The organism is Halioxenophilus sp. WMMB6 (assembly GCF_033283405.1).
Classification (GTDB): domain Bacteria; phylum Pseudomonadota; class Gammaproteobacteria; order Pseudomonadales; family Cellvibrionaceae; genus Halioxenophilus.
In genome coordinates this window covers 105,336-126,301 of the sequence record NZ_JAWMQR010000006.1, presented here as the reverse complement: position 1 = coordinate 126,301, position 20,966 = coordinate 105,336, and the positions used below count along the sequence as shown (strand labels likewise).

Sequence of the window (20,966 nt, the reverse complement as noted above, 5' to 3'; positions counted from 1 at the left end):
GATATCTCTTTCCAGGAAAAAATCTCGAATTAACAAAAGTGACACAGTACAACAGCAAGCTTGCCGCCAACTTTGAACCACACACGAGGTTGGACCCACCATGGCTCTCTATAAACAATCCCAACTGGCCCTGGCCATCGCTGCCACTCTAAGCACAGGCGTCAGTTTTGCCGACACCACATCGGAATCGACACTGCCTATCGGCCTAGAGGAGGTCTCTGTACTGGCCTCGCCCATTCGCGACAGCCAACGCTCCGCGATTCTCGCCAAGCGACTGGCCGACAACTATGTGGATGTTGTCTCCGCCGACACCATCGGCCGCTTCCCCGACCAAAACCTGGCCGACTCCCTGGCGCGGGTACCGGGCCTCGCCGTGGAGCGTGACCAGGGCCAGGCGCGCTACCTGAACTTCCGCGGTGCCCCCTTCCGCTACACCTCACTGGCCATTGATGGCCTGCAACTGCCGGGGGCGGAAAATGGCCGGGTACCGCGCTTCGACAGCTTCCCATCGGTGATTACCAGCCGCATTGAGGCCAACAAAGCGGTGCTGGCCAGCATGCCTGGCGAATCGATTGCCGGCTATATCAATATCGAAACCTTCGACCCCTTCGCCAAAGAGGGGCTGGGCCTGGCGGTTAATATGGGCCGGGGCGAACAGGATCTGGGCGGTGGCGATGTGGAGAGCAACAGCCTGCGTGCCTCCTGGTCCGATGAACAGTTTGGCGTAATGCTCTATGGTTCGGACGACAGCCGCGAGCAGCTCACCGACAACCGCGAATACGAGCTCGAACAGGCCGACGATGGCCGATTGATCCCCCTCGATATGGATTTCCGCAGTTACCAGGTGAAGCGTGAGAACCAATCCTACGGCGGCCAGTTTGAATACCGCTTCGACGATGGCGCCAGCCGCCTGTTTGTCTCCAGCCTCTACAGCGAATTCAAAGATCACGAGCGCCGCAACCAGTTTGTCTTTGGCCTGGGCGATTTTGTCGATGTCACCCCCGGCAACAGCGGTTACCAACCCATTATTCAGGTGCAGCGCATGCTGCAGGATGGCGAGTACAGCAACTCCACCGACGCCAAAACATTGGGCCTCGACTACCAGGCCGGCGACTGGCTGCTGGAGGCCCGACTGAGCCGCACCGAAACCGAGTACGATATGTATTTGCCCATTGTTCGCAGTGTTTACGGCACCGCCGCCGCTGAGTACGACATCAGCAATCTGGAAAACCCCAAGCTGTTCCTCTACCAGCCAATGACCCAAACCGAGATGGCGCTGTCGGATGTCAATTACGCCGCCACCATCGGCCTGCCCATCACCTCCAGCCTCTCGGTGGAGTCAAACCAGTTTAAATTTGACGCCAGCCGCGATGTTAACTTTGCCGGCCTCGACCACAGTGTGCAGATGGGCCTGGTGCGCGATCAGCGTCAATCCGATGGCCACGCCTTAGCGATTACCGTTACCGGCTTCCCCAGTGAAGTGGATATCGACAGCTTTAACACCGGCCGCAGCTGGGAGACCGACTTCACCAACACCGTGGGCGGCACCTACTACGACAATGCCGGTGTGTTATCAGCCTGGCGCGCAACCGGTGCCGACATCAAAGGTAGCGTCGGTGCCGACCAAGTGGTGACAATCGACGAAGATATCACCGCCGTCTACGCCATGAGCACCACCCATTTCGACTGGGGTAGCCTCAACTACGGCGTGCGCGTGGAGTACACCGACTACAGCGCCAGCGGACCGGACGCCGACTACAGCGACAACTTCACCAACGTACTGCCCAGCCTGCACTTGAACTACAACGTGGCCGACGACCAGAAGCTGCGCCTGTCACTGACCTCCGGCATCACCCGCCCCACCTACAACGAGTGGCGCGCCTCCGCCTCCGTCGATGTCATCAACGAAGCGATCACCGGCGGCAACCCGGCCCTGGAGGAGGAGCAGGCCTGGGGCAGTGATATCGCCTACGAGTGGTACCTGGGTGACAGCTCTCTGCTGGCCGTGGGCGCCTTCTATCGCACCATCGACAATGTGATCTACCAGGCGGTCTCCACCATTGACCCAGGCATCTACTACGCTCCGGCGGCGGGCGAAACCTGGGACTTCGTCGGCACCGTTAACGGCAAAGATGGCGAGCTGAGCGGAGTTGAATTCAACGTTATTACCCAGGCCGCTGATCTCTTCCACCTGGAGTTCGACAACCCCTTGGCCGGCCTAGGCTTTAGCGGCAACCTGAGCCTGCTTGACAGTGAATTCACCACTCGCGAGGGACAAAAATTCAGCTTGCCCGGCACCTCCGATATGGTCTACAACGCCTCGCTCTTCTACGAGGTGGCCGGCCTTTCCGTGCGCTTGAACTACCAATACCGGGATGCCTGGTTAACGGTCACCGAGTCCAGCGACTTTGCTGAATACTGGGATGAGAATGAGCGCATGGACCTGGCCATCAGCTACACCCTGCCGATGGATATCTACGGTGCCGAGTTGAGCTTCTACCTCAATGCCAATAACCTGACCGACGCCGTCGATGTGCGTTACCAGGGCAGCAGTGCCACCCCCAACCAGGTGGAGCGCTACGGCCGCCGCTACCTGGCCGGTGTTCGCATCAACTTCTAGCGCGCTGTTGCCAGCACGGAACAGTCAGGTCAGACCACTCCCGGCAGTCGCGCGACTGCCGGAAAATTCACGCATATTAATCGGATACTAACCATGAAACGCCTTCTCTCTGCGCCGCTACACTTGCTAGCCGCAGCCCTTGCCGCAGGCCTGCTTAGCGCCTGCACAGAGACCCAGATTCAAACCAACAACATCGACCAACTACACGTCAGCTTCGACCAGGCCGAACAGCGCTACCAGCTCAGTTGGCAGGCCACAGCCAGTGAGCAACCGGTCGATATATTTGTGTCGGAAAGTTGGGACTTCAGCAACAGCGAGCTACTCTCCGACGACTGGCAAGGCAGCCAATTCCAGTGGCAACCCGAACACGAAGTGGCCCGCTACTACTTCAAGGTGGTGCCGCAAGCGGGCCAGGCTGATGAAGCGGCCAGCCGCTGGCTGCCACTGGCCGGCGGCAAGAACTTTCGCGACCTCGGTGGCTACACCAACAGCGATGGTGAGCAGGTGATTTGGGGCAAGCTGTTTCGCTCTGGCGCACTTTGGGCATTGACCGATGACGACTATCTGGCCCTGGCGCGCCTCAATATCGATACCGTCATCGACCTGCGCACCGCATCAGAACGTGAAGCTGAACCCACCCACTGGAAGGGCCCCGCCCCGGAGATTTTTGCCTGGGATAGTGACCTGGATATGGGTGAGTTTGGTCGAGTGCTGCGCGAGCCGGGCATCAATGCCGAGCGCATGGAACAATTTATGAGGGATACCTACCCGCGGATTTTGGCCAGCCACCAACAGCAGTTTGCCACCCTATTTGACCGCCTCGCCGCCGATGACAAAGGCCTGGTCTTTCACTGCACCGCCGGCAAAGACCGCACCGGTATCGGCGCGGCACTGCTGCTAACCGTATTGGGAGTGGATCGCGACACCATCATCGATGACTTTATGCTCTCCGACGCCTACTACAACCGACCATCAGCCCGCAGTGCCCTGCAGGAGAGTAGTGATCAGGAAAACAGCGATCCCATGCAGCAGTTGTTGGCCCGTTTTCCAAAAGAGACCCTGGCGCCACTGGTGGGGGTACGCCGCTCCTATCTGGAGGCGACCTTCGCCGCCATGGAGGCCAAATCCGGTTCGGCACTGGCGTATATTCAGCAGGAGTTAAATGTCACCGACAGCGAACTGCAGCAGATTCGCCAGCACTATTTAACCGCCGCCCATTAACCCCAGCAGTTAATCCCGTCACAGCCACTCACCAATCAAAACGCAAGTGAGTGGCTTTTTTGCGTCTATTTTCCCACCCACGCCCTTTGTCGCCACCGCTCTCTGGCAGTGGCAGTGCACGCCGAATTTAATAAAAATGTAACATCCAAAACTCACTTAACGTCTACGCTAAACAGATAATTCCTACCATTGCCAAAGAGCGATGAATTGAGGCTCTATAGAACAATTCAAACCTCTAACTTTTAGCTTCCTGCTTTTGGAATATGCGGCTCAGACCGGCTTACCCTTCTGACCGAAAACGTTTTGCCACACATTATGGCAAACAGAAATCACACCATTGCCATCCACAAGTGTTTTAGAGAGCAGTCACTCTATGCCCTTCTCCGATTTTTTCCGCCGCTCCATCCGCAATCAACTGATGTTGGTCTTGGTATGCGGCATTTTTATCGTAACCCTAATTGCCCTCATTATTGGTCACCAGCAGATCAATAGCAGCGACACCTTTGCCACCTTGCTGAAGGGGCCCATGCAACAGGGCACTGAGATTCTCAAGCTCAATATCGACTTTAAAATTCAGGTACAGGAGTGGAAGAACACCCTGCTGCGCGGCAACGTGACCAAAGACCGGGAAAAATATTGGTCACGCTTTGTGAAGGCGGAGTCGGAGATCAGTGTCCGCGCCAACGAGCTGGCGGAGGCCTCCCAAAATCCGGAGGTACACAGCAACCTGCTGCGCTTCCAACAAGCCTATTCGGCCATGATGCGGGCCTACCAGGAGGGCTATGAAATCTTTGTGGCAAGCAGCGATGCCACTGCCGCCGATGCCCATGTGCGCGGCATAGACCGGGAACCCACCGAGCTGCTCAGCAACACCGCCGACCTGATCTTAACGGAAGCACTAGACCAATCTGACCAGGCCATCAACAAAGCCAGCCGGGCGGCAAAGATGACTGCGCCCGCCATTCTTATAGCCTTGGTCCTGGTATTGATCGGTACCTTTCTCTTTTTCAATGTGAAATTTATCTGGCCAACCAAGCGTCTGCTCGCGGCCTTTTTGAAATTGGAGCGCAAGGATTTTACCGGTGAGATTAGCCTTAACCGCAGTGACGAACTGGGCCAAATCAGTCTGGCTATGGAACGGGTGCGGCGGGCTATTATGGAGATGCTGGTTGAGCTCGAGCAGTCGACCCTGTTGATCGATAACATGGCCAATAATGTGGGAGAGGCCACCCACCAGATTGCCGAATTCACCGCCCTTATCGACAAATCTATGGCCAACTCTTCGGTGGCCACCGCGCAAATTCACGACAACATCAACGATGTCGCGCACAACGCCACCAGCGCCGTTTCTGCAGCCCAGGCGGCCGCCAACCATACCGAAACCGGGCAGACCGTTATTCACCAAACCCACGCCGCCATGACACAACTGGCCGAAGAGATCACCCAGGCGGCACACACCGTCACTGAATTACAGGTGCAGGTTACTGGCGTAGGTGCGGTTTTGGATGTGATTATCAGTGTTGCCGAGCAGACCAATTTGCTGGCCCTAAACGCCGCCATTGAAGCCGCCCGGGCCGGTGAACACGGCCGGGGATTTTCCGTGGTGGCAGAGGAGGTTCGCTCCCTGGCCCAGAAAACCCAACATTCCACCGATGAGATTCGTGCGATTATTCACTCCGCCCAGGAGTCCGCCTCGAAAGCAGTGAGCAGCATGAATGGCGGTGTAGAGAAAACACAAAATACCGCGCTGCTGGCAGAGCAGGCAACCAACGCCATCGACCATATTCGCACCGCAGTGGTCACCATGACCGATCTCAACAGCGCCATTGCCAAGGTGGCCGATGAGCAGCGCTCGGCCTCACAGCATATCAACAGTAACTTGGCGACCATGGCCCAACAGGCCACCCATTGCGCCGGTGAGACCACCTCACTGGCGAAAGCGGCCCAGGAGTTGCGCGCTACCGTGACTAACTTCGATAGGGTTATTCAGCAGTACAACTACAGCCAGCAGGATAACGACAGACAGCAGCGTGATGCACCAGACCTATTCTAGCGCCGTCAATCACATTCCGATCAATCTCCCGACGGACAAGCACCGCGAAAGCGGTGCGGCCGCTTTTCAAAAAGGCGGTAATGCCCTCCTTAAAATCGGCACTGCGCATGCAGTGACAACCACTAATTCAGCCCCGTGCTAGGGCCTGTTAACACTAATTTAGCGCCACTGCTGGAGGTCAGTTTTTTGTCCAGCTAGGCGCCAGACGTGCCATGTAGTGGGCCTACATAAGCGGCTGGTAACAACGCTGGGCAAAAAAACTGGCCCCAGCCCGAAGGGTTGAGCCTGAAATGAGCTCGCTCGTTGTTGCTCACCGCTGATTTGGGCCCACCAAACTACGCGGCTCGCGCTTAGATCGAGCTCATTTCAAGCTCAACAGAGGTGCTAAATTAGTGTTAACAGGCCCTAGCTGAAATCACAGCCGGGAAAAATGTCTCCAACCCTACCGGCTGCGGCCAATAAAGCACCACTCGCTGCTGTTCACCACGCATTTGGAATACAAGCCACGTTACTCGCGCCTGGATTGATGTTTTATTGTCTCAACAGTGATGATCGAAGGCGTGGTAACGGCCCTAGCCTCTGGCCGCTTCAATTTGACTTTGCAGATCTTGCGCTCTTTCCAAGTTTCCAACGCGTAGATAGTGGTCTCGGAGGAACTCCAGCAGCGGTAAGGATGAATCCAATCCATCGACGACGCGCTCGGCAAACCGGATCGCCTCATCCTTTTTACCGGTATCGTAAAGGGCAACGGTGAACACATAAGCATAATGGCCGTTGGTAGGTTCCAACTTCACAGCCGCGCTAAGCTCATCAATCCCTTGCTGATACTGCTTTTGCCTAATCAACAGCATCGCCATTGAAAAATGCGCCCCGCCATCATCCGGAGCTTTGGTTAAGGCAGTTTGAAGCAACCCTTTTGCCAGCCAGTCACGATTTGTCGCCCGGTAAAGATCCGCCATATTAAGCCAGGCGGGAATAAAATCCGGCTCTAATTCTAGAGCTTTACGATAGGCTTTTTCCGCCTCTGCCAATTCTTGTTGATTCAGGTGTACAGCTGCTAGGTTCATCCAGCTTTGTGCCATATCAGCACTCACTTTCTGCGCCTCAAAATAGGCTTGTCGCGCTTTGGAAAACTGCTGCTTCTGCACAAAGTTCAGGCCATTCACATTGACGTCGGACAGGGCCCGAAAAGCCTCAAGACGCACCCACCTTACGGCATCGTCCAGCAGCGGCCACAGGGCCTCTTTGCGCATCTCGACAGGCAATCCGCTGTAATTGCGGCAGGCTGCCCCTCTGACCAACGGGTCATCACTAGTCAGTAGCCTATTGAGAATCAATACGTCCTGTTGTTGTGTTGGCAGCCATTGTTCCAGTACCGAGGCGCGTATAATTCCGGGGGCCTGACTGTCTTTAAGTAATTGCTGCTGTTTAGTTCTGGCCAAGAGATCATGGCCCCGGCTACGGGCCAGATCACGATAGACACTCACACCGCGCGTAAGACCGGCAGATACCTCTTTTTCCTGCGACCACCGCTCAACCGCATCCGCAGCCCAAGCTGGGGTTTTGTCGCTATGACAGCTATTGCACGCGTTCGGCGTTCCTGTCAATTGCGACAAGGCCGGATCCGGAATACGAATACTATGATCTCTGCGTGGGTCGACAACCATGTAGGTGGTTTCAGGCATATGGCAGCTCACACATTGGGCGGCTGCACTACCATCCTTGTGTTTATGATGACTCTGAACACCGAATAGAGGGGCCGAATGGCATTGGAAGCAAGTGCCGTTAAGATCCGCCTTGAGTTTACCGCTGTGTACGTTATGGCAGTCACTACAGACAACACCGGCCTGGTGCATGGCACTTTGCAAAAAGGAACCGGCAACGAATACTTCATCTTCAATTTGACCATCGGCGTGATACAGCCCCTGCCCTAACAACTCCAGGCTATAGGAGTCCAGAAAATTATCGCCGGGCTGGTGTGGCGCCATGGCCCCTCTACGTGAATGACAACCAAAACAGAGGTCCAGCTCCTTGTTCTGATCGCTCGCCGTCGATTCATTGCGTGCAATAGGGGAGTTGCCGTCAAATCGCCAGTGGGAGCCCAAATCCGGAACCGAAATAATGCTTTTGTTATCGACACCTTCGAATCCACCTGCCGCCAACGTTATGTGCTGTGCACCAGGGCCATGACAGGCTTCGCATCCGACTCCCGTTTCCTGCCATTGGGACTGATACTGATTCGAGTCTGGATCAAAGTTTTTTGACCAACCGGTAACATGGCAACTCGCACAGCGACTGTTCCATTTCTGATACGGCCCCGTCCAGTGGAGCGGGTTTTCGGAATCGACGGCCTGCCCCGGATAAAGATGGAACCATCGTTGACCGCCCTTCTCGCCAGGGCGTGTATCCCACGCTATACCCAGTACCTGGTAGTGCCCGTTGGGGAAGGCAATTACATATTGCTGCAGAGGTTTGTATCCCAGGGTGTAACTTATTTTGAAATCAGACAGTTTGCCATCCGGTCCTTCTGTATTGACCCAATACTCATTGTTTCGAATAAAAAACGTCGAGGTCTTACCGGCATAGTCGTAGGTGCTGTTGTCAAAATTTCCCAACACGCTGTTGCTGTCAGCCACGGCCATCGCAGCGGCATGGTCAGACTGGTGCCAGCTCTCGAATTCGCCTTGGTGGCACCCGGCACAACTCTGGGAACCGACATAGTGATTCTTGGTATTGGTCTCTGTCTTGGTCTCGGCATTGACCGGAACATCGGCATGGCTAGCAACACTGATAAAAGCAACCAGCGCACACCAAAAGGAGAAAATTATTGAATGCTTGAAAAATAATCTCATGCCAAACCAACGATACGACAACCAACAATCACATACAGGATCTGCTCACTGCTTAACATAGCCACCGCCCTTATTTTTAACCTTATTCTAAGTCTGGAAGACGTCAGCATATCGCAGAAGCAGGGGATATCCACGCTGACTTTGGTATCGCCAAAACAGGGCAACGTGTTCGACTTCCACCAGGAACAGATTAGTGTACTGCATGGGCTCGCAAACAAAAGCGCACAGCAGTGCAATCCGCCTTTCAGTGCTCGCTCCAGTCACCAGCTTTGCTACAGCTTCTGGCGCAGGACGCTATCCAGCTCTGCCTAGAAAGTCAAACTGTTCCAACCCTCAGTATTATCAGTTAGGGGAATCTGCAGCTGATAGCACGAGCAGGTGGCAAAGTGGCGACTGGTCAGCACATGGTCGCGAAGGTTTTTGCGATAAATTAACGCTTCACTCACCGGTGGAGTGTCAGACAACTGGTTTAACCAGCCGAACGAGCAAGTGCACTTAGGCTCGGTGCACCTGACCCCGGGCATGGATTTTCAGGTGGCGATGCTACACCCCTCGCAGCCGGTCTCTCGAACAAGATCGGCAACGGCCCCAAAATCAAGCCCCGCGAAAACGGGGCGGCCGCTTTTCAAAAAAGGCGGTAATGCCTTCCTTAAAATCGGCACTGCGCACGCAGTGATTTTGTAGCTGGGCTTCATACTCAGCAATCTCACTGACGCTGGCCGCATTGGCTTCACGCAACACCATTTTTGAATAACGCAAAGCCAGTGGTGAGGCTTGGGCCAGCGTTAAGGCCAGCGTCAACGCCTCCTTCAGCAGCTGTTCCGCCGGCACTATTCGGTTGGCCATGCCCGCTTCGTAACACTCCTCAGCCATTAATTTCTGGGAGAGGGCGATCATCTCATAGGCCTTTTTCGAACCGATGTAATCACTCAACATTTTGTGCAGGCCACCATCGGCAATCAGGCCAATATTGCCGAAGGCGGAGTAGAGGTAGGCATCTTCGGCCATAACGGTAAAGTCACAGGCCAGTGCCAGGCTTGCCCCAAAGCCGGCGGCGGCACCATTCACCGCGGCGATATAGGGCTTTTCCGCAGTCAGAATGCCATCGATAATCGGGTTAAATTCATAGCGCAATTGCCGCGTCGACCAGCCATCCTGATCACTGCCCTCCGCCTCTTCACTCAAGTCGGCACCAGCGCAAAAGCCCTGGCCGGCACCGGCGACGATGACCACCCGCACGCTGGTGTCACAGTTCGCCTGGCGCACGGCTGCAATCAGCTCCTGGCGCAGGGATAAATTAAGCGAGTTGCGTGATTGCGGGCGGTTGAGGGTAATGATGGATACCGAATTTTCAACGCGGTAGAGCAGGCTTTCAAATTCACTCATGAGTTAACCTCTTATTATTTGAGCGGCGCTTGAATAACGGGCAGGCGCAACAGCCGATCAGTGTCGGCCTGTGTTGCCACCAAGAGCCGATGTTAGAGCCCAGGCCGGTAAGCACAATAGCCGGCCCGGCCAATTCTGATAGCTTTTTAACCCAGCGCCATCCGCCTGCCAACACGACCATGGTTGGATTCGCAGTCGCCGGCTGGCCACTTATAAAAAAAGCCCGCACAGGGCGGGCTTTTTTAGCGGCGGAGAAACCCAACTTACTTGGGCTGCATACGCACGCCGGCGTCCATACGGATGGTTTCACCGTTGATGTAGTCGTTGGCCACGATGTGGGCGGCAAGGGCGGCAATCTCGCTGGTTTTACCCAAACGATGAGGGAAGACCACAGAGGCCTCCAGGGTCTTAACGTATTCCGGATCGATGGTTTCAAACAGCGGAGTCCAGATCAGACCGGGGGCGATGGTGTTGACGCGAATACCATAGGGAGACAGTTCACGGGCCATCGGCAGAGTCATACCGACCACGGCACCTTTAGTGGCAGAGTAGGCTACCTGGCCAATCTGGCCTTCATAGGCGGCTACAGAAGCGGTGTTGATAATCACACCACGTACGCCATCGTCATTGACCGGCTCATTGGCAGCCATCTTCTCAGCAGCCAAGCGGGCCACGTTGAAGGTACCCACCTGGTTGACCATAACCACCTTCATGTAGGTATCGAGTGGGTGCGGACCTTTTTTGCTCAGGGTTTTGCAGGCAGGGGCGATACCGGCAAAGTTGTTAACGATGTGCAGAGCGCCAAACTTGGCGACAACAGCATCAATCGCCGCCTGAACAGAGGCTTCGTCAGCCACGTTCACATTGAAATAGGCCACCTGAGCACCCAGCTCAGCCGCCATGGCAGTACCCACCTCTTCGTTCAGATCGAAAATAGCCACATTGGCGCCATCCGCCACGTAGCGTTCAACGGTTGCTCTACCCAGACCCGATGCACCACCGGTGACAATAGCCGTTTTACCTTTGATCTCCATAATTGTTCCTCTTTTAGCGTTTTTAGAACTGCAAAAAATCGCAATCCGTTGTTGTGAAAACCTGTGCGTGTAGGCCTCACCCATCGGTAACACTGGCCAAACGATCAGTGCTTAACGACCTCCCCCTTAGTTATCCGGCAGGCGGAAATCGTTAAGGCCTCACCCCCTCTCTGGGGGACTCTCTATTGCCTGCGACCACCAAAGCAGTGCAGCCTCAAAGAGCGCAAGGGCGGCATTATAACCGCGCCAGGGCGGAAATGGCCCCCTTCTATCGCTAACACCCCTGTTTGCCGCCCATTTGGCCAACTTCATAACCAACCCAGAGCTGCATTGGGCCAGATTATAAGCCGGTTCAGCCCGGCGCCAGCCGCTGTGCCGCACCGGGTGCAAGCCATATCTGCCAGAGACAACTCGCCATCGTCCGCCCCAGCCAGGCGGTGGTTAGCGTTTACCCAGCCAACCGCTGCAAAAGCCGGTCCCATCGCCGCTGCAGGGCGCCGAATTACAAAGCAACGGCCATAAAAAAAGGCGCTCGAGAGCGCCTTGTCGTGATTTCTATTGCTGTTTTTAGGAGTGGCTTTCTAGGGTATTGCAGGGGCTCCGTTGCGAAGCCCCATAGGCCACCAAGCTATCGCTTTCTTTTACCCACGATCGAGAAACTATCCTCTGCCACCACTTCGCCATTAACCACCGCCTGTACCGTGTAGTCACCGATACCCAAGGCGCGCGCTTTGACATTGTAGAAGTAGAGTTCCCGACGCATAAGCACATAGGCATTGAAGTCGTAGGTGTTGCCATCCTGATCCACCAGGTGGAAGACCAGCGGCGGCTCAATCACCGGCTCACCATCGGCAAACAGCTGGAACAGCAACTGTACACGGGAGGTAATGGAGATCTCATCGGTATAGCTGAGTTGACCGACAAACGCACCGCTATAAACCGGCCCAGCCACCGCCTCAACAGAGATCACCTCGGTTTCGGTAACCGCTTCACTGCCGACACTGTCAAGGCTACTGGTCAGCGCCACAACTTGATCGGTACCCGCCGCGCCGGCTGCCACGGTCGCTTCAAAGCTGAGCACCACCGGCTCGTAGCTGGGCGCCACCAGGTCGTAACAGATGGCCAGGCCATTAGTGATGGCAACATCGTCGTAGGCCACCAGGGTACCGGCGCTACCGTCATGGTTCTCAACGCCGATAGTCCCGAAGCTGGCGGCAATGTTGACGTTGTCGAATGCCGTCATGATCTCGTAGGCCCCCGGGGTATCGTCGACTACACCGGCGATGGCGATACCAAAGTCGACACTGTCACCACCGCCACCTGGCCATAGCTCCATGTTGTCGTACTCGATAAGCGTCATCTCCGTACCGGCGGTGGCCAGGGTTACCCCCACGACCGAGCCGGGCGTGGCGTTGGGTGTGGGAATAATCATGTCGCGCCAGAGAGCGGCAATCAGGTCGTTGGGTTCGGCACTGTCCGGAATGGAGGTGTTAACCCAGGGGTTGGGGCCGGCACTGGAGTCGAAATAGACGAAGCCGTCGTCGGTGAAGTTAAAGCCGCCGGCAAAACTGCGGCCGTAGAAATTGAAGTTCTGGCCGGAGAACGCCGAGTAGGAGACGGTATCACCGGTGACAGTGGTATCCGGCAAGAGACCGTAGGCTTCCAGATCCGTGTAACCGCCATTGGTGGCGAACGGCATGGCACAGGCCGGATCCTCTTCACTGGTTACCGCCACATAGCTGGGCTCGGCATCAGCCAGGGAAGGCATGGCCAAGCTCCAGACAATAGTGTCACCCACTACAGTACCGCCACCGGTGATGGACTCCGGCACCAGGGTCATGCCCTCGGGAATGGCCGCGATTATCTCGTAGGTGCGATCTTCCGGAGTTAAGTTGGGCGCCACCTCAGCCACAAAGCTGATGCTGTCGCCGACCATCGCCGCATTGGTACTGGCCGCGAAGCTGACGTCATCTTCGCCACGGGTAATGGTGACCGGAATCGTGCCAATATTGCCGGGGTTGGCAGCATCCGACCCCAGTGCAATGGCACCGTAGAAGACGTCACCCGGTGCGGAGTTGGGCAGGTCCCAAATTAGGCGCAGGTCGAACGGTGTCAGTTCGGGTACGGCCACCGGTCCATCAACCAGCAGGTTGCTCAGATCCTCGCCGGCCACGGCGGTACTCAACACCAACGCATCCGGCGCGGTGGCCGATGGACCCCAGTTTTGCACCAGCACCCACCAGTTGCCGGGAATCACACCGGTCAGGTCACAGCGTTCACTGGCGGTGGCGGTGGCACTGATGCAGACAATCTCGCCGGCACCGGGCAGGCCATCGCCATCGACATCGTAGCCCACGTAGAGATCCACATCGGGGGACTCCGAAGTGGCGTCGTCAGTAAAGGCCACCAGCCGCGCGGCGAACTCATCCAGCGTCAGCAGGGTGTAATAGACACCATCACCCAGGTCGTCAAACGGGGTGCTGTTGTCGGAATCACCCGCCAGAGAGAGCGCGGTTTCGGTGGGCGCCACCAGGCCACTGACGGTCAACTGCAGGTCACTGATCTCAATGGCAGTCAGGCCGGCGACCAGCACCGAGTCGGCATCACGCACCGCAGTAGCGGTAATTTCATCGGGAATCTCACCGGAGGAGGGCACGTAGGAGACCGTCAGATGCTGCTCTGGCAGATCACCGGCCGGCGTAAAGACCACCACACCATGGTGCCAGCTGTCGTCCAGGCCAGTGCTATCAACACTGATGGTGACCGCCTGGCTCTCACCGGCCGCCAGGCTGAAGCTGGCCGGGTTGGCAGTGATGTTGGCGTCGCTGGTGGATACCGTCCAATCACCGGCTGTGGTCGCCTCAAGGGTTCGCGTCCAGGAGCAGGTGAGCAGACAGGCACGAGTCACCATACCGGCCACATTCAGAGTTTTTGGATCACCGCCCAGGTTGGGGTCGGCCGCCTCGAAATTGGCGACGGTTTCATCCAACAGCAGGCCGGCACTGGCGGCTTCCGCCACCTGAATCACACCGCCGCCGACATCGAATGGGTCAGCCGGAGTGGTGCCATCCTCTTTGCGGGCGCCGCTGTAGTTGGCCGTGGTGGCCAGAGCGGAGAGAATTTCAGCATCGGTCCAGTCAGGATGTACCTGTTTCAGCAGCGCCGAGGCTCCGGCCGAATGGGGGCTGGCCATGGAGGTACCGCTCAGGAAGCCAAACTCCACTCCATTGGCCATGGCGGCGTAAATATCGACCCCGGGCGCACCCACCGAGATGGGCAGATAGTCCTGGCTCAGATTGGGCCCGCGGGAGGTGAAATCGGCGGCGATAGCGCCATTGGCCGGGTCGGCGCCAAAGGGCACCAGATTACCCGTAATGGCGGCCATGTGATCGGCACCTGAGGCGAGCCAATCTTTAATGATGATGCCGGAATCGGCGTCAACATGAATCGCGGGAATGACGTGGGCATCGTTATTCAGCGAGCTGGCACCACCCGGCACGTTGGCCAGAATACAACCCGCCGCGCCACCGTCGCGCACGTTGATACATTTGTCGACGCGGGCAATGGCGCCGCGCTCACACATAACAATTTCACCGTTGGTCCAGGTACCGGCCGGGAAAGGCGTCAGACACTGTTGGGGGTCGGCATCGCCATTGCTGTAGTCGCCGGCGAAAACCACCGCTGCCGGGCCATAAGCGCCGGTTACCGCACGGCCTTCGATATCGACCGGAGTGGTATCACCACCGCTGAAACCAGTCAGGAATTTGGTTTCGATGGCGCGGTCGTGGGTGAAAGCTCCGGAGTTGGTTACCCAGGGCGCACTCGGGCTACCCAAGGTGGCGGGCGCCGGGCCGTTGTTACCGGCCGAATTGGCAACGGTGATACCCGCCGCCCGGGCCGACAACCAGGCCAGAGCCATGGCGTCTTCCCAGGGGGAGATGTTGACCGGCACGTTGGAGCCGATGGAGTGGTTGATTACATCGACCACACCGTCCAGCAGAATTTGGTCCAGAGCGGCAATCCGGTCACTGGTAAAACAGCTCGGCGCACACACCTGCAGAGCAACAATGTTGGCATGAGGGGCAACACCGGAGATCTCCAGAGTCAACCCCAGCGGCGTGCCTTCGGCATCAAACACCGGCGCCTCGGTGAAGTTACCACCGGCGGTACTCGCGGTGTGGCTGCCATGACCATCAGTATCTTCGGAATCGGTCTCGGTGGGTGTGGCATCAATAAAGAGATAGCGGCCAATCAACTTGTTGTTACATTCGATGGCCGGGTTGTACTGCGGGCTGCCGGGATCACATTCGCCCAGGAAGACACCATCGCCCAGCGGATTGACAGGCTCATAGCCGTCGCCACCGACGGCGGCAAAGGAGGGGTGATCGCCATTAATACCGCTGTCCATTACACCGATGACAACGCCCTCCCCCTTGGCTTCAATGCCATCGACGGCGCCCGCCCAAAGTTGCGCGGCGCCAATGTAGGTAGGGCCGCGATCCGTTTCCAGGAAACCTTCAACATCGCGCTGGATCTTGGCAATGCCCGGCATCGTGGAGAGGCGTTCGGCCTCGGCCTGGGTCATACGCACGGCCATGCCATTGAGCACCGCCTGGTAGCGGCGTTTAACCTCCAGCTTGCGCCCCAGGCGGGTGTCCATACGGGTTTCCATATCCGCCTGACGCTGCTTAAGGTAACTGAGATAGGATTGAGCTGCCGCTGAGTGGGCATCCAATCGCGCGGCCGAACGTTGGCCGGGTTTACGCGCCTTCTCCACCCGGGTAGCCGCCAAGCCGGGAATGCTACCGTCGTAGGTGGCCAGTGGCTCTTCGGCAAAACGGACAATATATTTTTGTTCGCCCACCACGCCCTTTTCGGGCGTAAAGACCCGTTCGTTAATGCGCTTGACCGATGGGTTAGCCTTGGCCGTAGCGGCCGCCACCAGAGCATCCGCGTCTGATTGCGCGGCAATCAGTGGTTGCGCTGACACCCCTCCCAAGAGAGCTACCGTCAACGTGGCTGCGGTAAATAATCTTGTTTTCATAGTTGTTCCCCATGTCCCCCAATGCTTACCAAAATTGGAAGTGTATTGATGACAACGGAATCAGATCAGTGGCAGCGCGCCCGTCAAAAATTTGAGCGCTAACTTTTTGACACACCCTGCGAACTGCTTCCGTACTCCTTGTACAACGAACTTACTTATTATTAATGGCTCGCCCAGCAAGCGGTCAGCTCAACGTCCCTGCGGCGATACCCACAACTTACCGGCCTTGTTACCGGCCACACCGGAAAAAAGAACAGAAAAAAGAGGCCGTAAGAGGCAACCGAACTCTGGCATCCCGGTTACCACAAAAATGTTTGACGAGTACTGCTTCAGCCCCCTCAAATTATTTGCGCGTCTTTTCAGCAAAGGGCGCGGTTTACACTTCTATACAATCGAGACTAAAAACTTGCAGGGCAACTTGGTGAACCCGTGGTTAATCCAGGGGTTAATCCCCAGGCAATCACCTAGGCGAGGGCCCGGACAGCCCGAGTGGGGGAAAGGGTCTATTAATTTCTTAGGTAATTTCTTAGGCGAGGCATATGTATAAAAAACTAACCCTGTAACAACCAACAGGCATTAACTCTACGGTGGCTTGGTCGCCCGATTAAGACAATAACGACAGCAGACGTTGTTTAAGCTCTGGAGACAAATCCCGTCGCCAAAAAATAGCGTGTCTTAAGCCAACACCTTTTTCGTGAGTGAAATCCACTAAATTGAAGGGGTAGCTGATATCAACCTGCATACCATTACCCAAGCGCGAGAAGACCTTCCCGGGGTGAAAATTGTTGTGCCAAAGACCAGAAAAAAAGAGCGCATAGTCGCGCCGATTGTGGGTAACAAACAACCGTTCTCTATTTATAAACGGGAGATCATCCAGCCACTCTAAACTATCCGCAGCGGCCAAGTCCGCTTGATGAAAAATCGCGGAACGGCATTGCCAATCGCCCACCATAGCCCCCTCCTTCGCCAAGCGCTGCAATAGATAGTGGCCCAGGCTATGAACCAGCAGATGACAATTGACCCCTTCAGCACTCAACGGCTGTAAAAGGTGGCGGTGAAGAATGTGCAGAGAGTGGCCGAGGGCCGGCACCGATTGTTCGGCAATTTTACGCGCTTGTTGGTACTGCTTTTGTTGCTCGTGAATGGATTTCGCTGCGGCAATACGGGCTATTGAGCGCGTGGACGGGTGCAGGGTAAAAAGTAGCGATGCCGCCAGGAAGTGCAGTGAGCGGGGATAATAACTGCGCGAAGGCCAGGAGAAGAGAACTACATTGACGCCAAAATTTTTCTGCAATTTTCGGCAGGCGCGCAAACTGCTGGCTAGCGTTTGATTATTGCCGTGAATAAAAAGGAGCCAGGGAGAGCCATTGTGGTTAGCGGCAACCTCGGCCATAAACGGCTGCTGTTGATCGGTTGCGATCAAATGCATCTGCCAGTTCGAACCCTGCGACTTACTACCTTTTTTATTTCGACGCCGGCTCACAAACTTAGACCAACGGAAAGCCTCCTGCGCGGGCGTGGCAGCCAAATCTGTAGCGAGGCTTGTGTCGGATGATACGGCCGGGGGTGCTGACTGGCAATCAATCAACACCCACTCATCCGACAATTCATTACCCAGTTGCAATTGGGGCGTAACAGCGAGCACCTGCCGATTACTCATCAGTAACAGTCGCAACGGCCGGTGGCTTTTTGCTACGCCATTATTGCCTGTTACACCAACATCAGTTTTCGACTTCCTTGAGTTGATAGGGGGTACTGCCACCTTCCGCCTCTGTTGCCGTTAAATTAATAACATCGCCTTTATCCAAACCATTCAGTTCGCGCTCAAGTAGCAGGCTGCCTGTATCGGCATTGTAAACATAAACATCATAATCACCGCGCTCAATTTCATACTCTTTGGAAGAGAGGTAACCAATAGTAATTTGCGGTGAAAATGAATCGGGATCATCGCCGTGCTCCACCACCAGAAATTCAAGGGAGTCGTCCCGCTCCTGGCCAATGGCATGGGTAAAGATCAACTTCGCATGGGTATCAATCGCACGCAGATCTTCACTCACGGTATTCAAGCGCACACGTTCACTGCTGGTACCGTAGATCAGCCCGGCGGCGGTAATCAGCATCTGGCTGTCAGTATCAACATCAATATCAAAACTTTCAAGAGTTTCTGTAGATCCGGCCGCAGTGATGTAGAGCTCATGACTATCGCCCCGGTCGACGTCTTTAATATCGATGCGCGCTTCACCCGAAATATCGCCAAACTCAACCCCGGCAAAAACAAGGTTAGCCTCTTCACCGGTAACCGCATCAAGATAGATATCCACTGCATCTATGTCGGCAATCGCGTTGTTAAAGCGAATATGAGCCGGCTCGGCATCGTTGGCATAAACGCGGGAAGCACCCTCGTCCAGTTCCACCAACGAATAATGGGGTTGATCGCTGGTAACCGATTCAACCTCGACCAAACAGTAGATATACGATTCACCGTAGTCGATATCGATGTTGTCGGACTCCAGTAGAATGGTTTGCGAATTAGCGGCCGTCACAATAATTTTATAATCACCAATATCAAAATCGGCAGCATCCGAAACATCGCCATAACTTAAGAAGAGCTCCGAAGACTGGTTGAGCAGATCATCACCGGCATCCACCAGGTAAATATCAACATCACCTAATTCAGGGGCCAGATGGACAAACTGTAATCGCCCCAAGTCCAGGTCATAGTCATCATCAAAAATATCTTCGACGTAGGTGGTAATGGTGAGCTTTTCAATACTGTTAACATCACCGTAGACGATATAGGTCAGGATCTCATTTTGCGAAACGGTAATATCGGAGTCCGATACAAACTGATCATCCTCGGTGTTGGGCAACAACTGGTTGAAGCTTAATTCGTAAGTGTCGGCATCCATAGAGGCCAAACTGCTGGATTCACCAAAGTCGCGTTTAGAATAACTGTTTTCATCCATCTCCAACTCAATGGTGGGCGAGTTAGCCGATAAATTGACAAAGCGAAAATACCCAGGGTCGGAGCTACCGCCACCATCATCCCCGCCACAGGCAACCATACCCAATGCAAAAACTACAGTTAATGCTCCCTTTAACAACAACTTACCCGGCATAAAAACTCCTAACGACAATACAACCAAATTCAAGCCCGGCATTAAAACAGTGGTAAACTTAACCGAACCTGAAGAAACTTATTGGCAGTGATGGCAAATCTATTCTCACCATCAGCCACCTACCCGGGTATAACGCACATGTCCCATATTTGGTTGAATGGCCAGGCCATTGCCGCTGAAAATTTTAACAACCGCGCCTTTAATTATGGCGATGGTCTGTTTGAAACCATTGCGGTTACCGGCGGCAAGCCTAGGCTGCTGGCGTTGCATAAGGAGCGACTGCTGGCCGACTGCAGCAAGCTGGGAATTGTGTTGGCGGAGCCCGCCTTTAGCCGCGAGTTGAGTAGTGTCTTAACCCAAATTGAGCAATTCACTGCACAACCGGGTAAGCCAAGTGATGGGGTATTTAAAATTGTGGTGGTGCGCAAAGGGCTGGCCAGAGGCTACGCTACCCCGGGCAATCTGCCACCCGATTGCTACTACTGTTGGTATCCGGGTAGCAACCCACAATTTGTTGAGCAATCGCCTGGGCAGGTACAACTCTGCAAGTTACGGCTGGCCCGGCAACCTCAGCTCGCCGGCATTAAACATCTTAGCCGCCTGGAACAGGTGTTGGCGCGAAGGGAGCTCGGCGGCACTGTTGCCGATGAAGGGCTGCTCACCGATCAGCAGGGTTTGCTCATTGAAGGGATAGCGACCAATCTCTTTTTGGCCAGAAACGGTGACCTGCTAACACCCAACCTAACCAACGCCGGTGTTGCCGGGGTGATGCGTCGCCATATTATAGAGACTGTAGCGCCCGCGTTGGGGATCAACACCCGTGTACAACCCATACCACTCGACACACTCTACTCCGCCGACGAACTGTTGCTCTGTAATTCATTGATAGGGGTGCTCCCGATTGCGCGGGTGGGCTGCTTTGAACTGCCCAGCGTGGAGCTTGGGCAGAGGCTACAACAATATTTAATTAATCAGCAGGCAAACTAGCCGGCTAGAACATGCCCAACTGGTCGCTCTTAGCCTTGCGTTCCAGTAATACCCGGCGGATTGGTTCGTAGGTAACCCGGTGTATAGGGCAAGGGCCATGGCTCTCCAGCGCCTGCAGGTGTAGTTGTGTTAAATAGCCTTTGTGTTTATCAAAGCCATATTCGGGATAGTGATCGTGCCACTCCACCATTTTTTGATCCCGGGCCACCTTGGCAATTATAGAGGCGGCACTGATTGCCGGCACCTTGTCATCGCCTTTGATAATGGTCTCCACCGGCACGGTCAATTGGGGAGCCTTATTACCATCCACGTAAACCAGCTCTGGGGTCACTGAAAGCTGAGCCACCGCTTTACTCATCGCCAGCAGCGTTGCTCCCAACACATTGTGTTCGATAATTTCATCCAAATTGGCGGTGGCGATAGACCAGGCCAGGGCCTTCTCTTTGATCTCTTCGCTCAGTTGCTCGCGCCGGGTGGCAGACAGCTTTTTGGAATCGCGCAAGCCGGCAATCGGCTTTGCCGGATCCAAGATTACACAGCCAATATAGATATCAGCGGCACCGGCACCTCGACCGACCTCGTCGCAACCCGCAATGAGTGAGCTCTGTTTCAGCGTCATAACATATCTGCCTGTTACAGTTTCTAAATTA

11 protein-coding genes are annotated in these 20,966 nt (G+C 55.4%); 4 read left to right on the top strand and 7 right to left on the bottom strand.

Annotated elements, in window-relative coordinates:
* Positions 1-100 precede the first annotated feature (100 nt).
* The 3 genes from SBL51_RS15180 (at position 101) to SBL51_RS15170 (ending at position 5,894) form a co-directional block, all read left to right on the top strand.
* Positions 101-2,620 carry a TonB-dependent receptor gene (locus SBL51_RS15180; RefSeq protein WP_317931906.1) on the top strand — a complete coding sequence of 840 codons (2,520 nt, stop codon included), beginning with the start codon at positions 101-103 and terminating at the stop codon, positions 2,618-2,620.
* Between the two features lie 93 nt (positions 2,621-2,713).
* Positions 2,714-3,841: a tyrosine-protein phosphatase gene (locus SBL51_RS15175; protein ID WP_317931905.1), complete on the top strand. Its 1,128-nt coding sequence runs from the start codon at positions 2,714-2,716 to the stop codon at positions 3,839-3,841.
* Positions 3,842-4,214: 373 nt separating this feature from the next.
* A complete protein-coding gene (locus SBL51_RS15170) occupies positions 4,215-5,894 on the top strand; it encodes a methyl-accepting chemotaxis protein (protein ID WP_317931904.1) in 1,680 nt (559 codons plus the stop codon).
* 572 nt (positions 5,895-6,466) lie between these two features.
* On the opposite strand, the gene SBL51_RS15165 is transcribed toward SBL51_RS15170, so the two are convergent.
* The 6 genes from SBL51_RS15165 to SBL51_RS15140 form a co-directional block, all read right to left on the bottom strand.
* Positions 6,467-8,746: a tetratricopeptide repeat protein gene (locus SBL51_RS15165; RefSeq protein ID WP_317931902.1), complete on the bottom strand. Its 2,280-nt coding sequence runs from the start codon at positions 8,744-8,746 to the stop codon at positions 6,467-6,469.
* 594 nt (positions 8,747-9,340) lie between these two features.
* On the bottom strand, positions 9,341-10,132 hold the full coding sequence (locus SBL51_RS15160) for an enoyl-CoA hydratase/isomerase family protein (protein WP_317931901.1): 792 nt from the start codon (positions 10,130-10,132) through the stop codon (positions 9,341-9,343).
* Between the two features lie 263 nt (positions 10,133-10,395).
* On the bottom strand, positions 10,396-11,166 hold the full coding sequence (locus tag SBL51_RS15155) for an SDR family NAD(P)-dependent oxidoreductase (RefSeq protein WP_317931900.1): 771 nt from the start codon (positions 11,164-11,166) through the stop codon (positions 10,396-10,398).
* A 628-nt stretch (positions 11,167-11,794) separates the two neighbouring features.
* The gene (locus SBL51_RS15150; protein WP_317931898.1) at positions 11,795-16,210 is read right to left on the bottom strand and encodes a S8 family serine peptidase; all 4,416 of its coding nucleotides are present in this window, start codon (positions 16,208-16,210) and stop codon (positions 11,795-11,797) included.
* 604 nt (positions 16,211-16,814) lie between these two features.
* A complete protein-coding gene (locus SBL51_RS15145) occupies positions 16,815-17,639 on the bottom strand; it encodes an alpha/beta hydrolase (protein ID WP_317931897.1) in 825 nt (274 codons plus the stop codon).
* A 292-nt stretch (positions 17,640-17,931) separates the two neighbouring features.
* Entirely contained in the window at positions 17,932-19,329 is a 1,398-nt protein-coding gene (locus SBL51_RS15140; RefSeq protein ID WP_317931896.1) for a DUF4397 domain-containing protein, read from the bottom strand.
* A gap of 138 nt (positions 19,330-19,467) precedes the next feature.
* Here SBL51_RS15140 and pabC point away from each other — a divergent pair, with 138 nt between their 5' ends.
* The gene (gene pabC / locus SBL51_RS15135) at positions 19,468-20,316 is read left to right on the top strand and encodes an aminodeoxychorismate lyase (RefSeq protein ID WP_317931895.1); all 849 of its coding nucleotides are present in this window, start codon (positions 19,468-19,470) and stop codon (positions 20,314-20,316) included.
* A 4-nt stretch (positions 20,317-20,320) separates the two neighbouring features.
* Here pabC and rnhB read toward each other — a convergent pair whose 3' ends face one another.
* Positions 20,321-20,935, bottom strand: a complete 615-nt coding sequence (rnhB, locus tag SBL51_RS15130) for a ribonuclease HII (RefSeq protein ID WP_317931893.1) — start codon at positions 20,933-20,935, stop codon at positions 20,321-20,323.
* Positions 20,936-20,966: the final 31 nt, after the last annotated feature.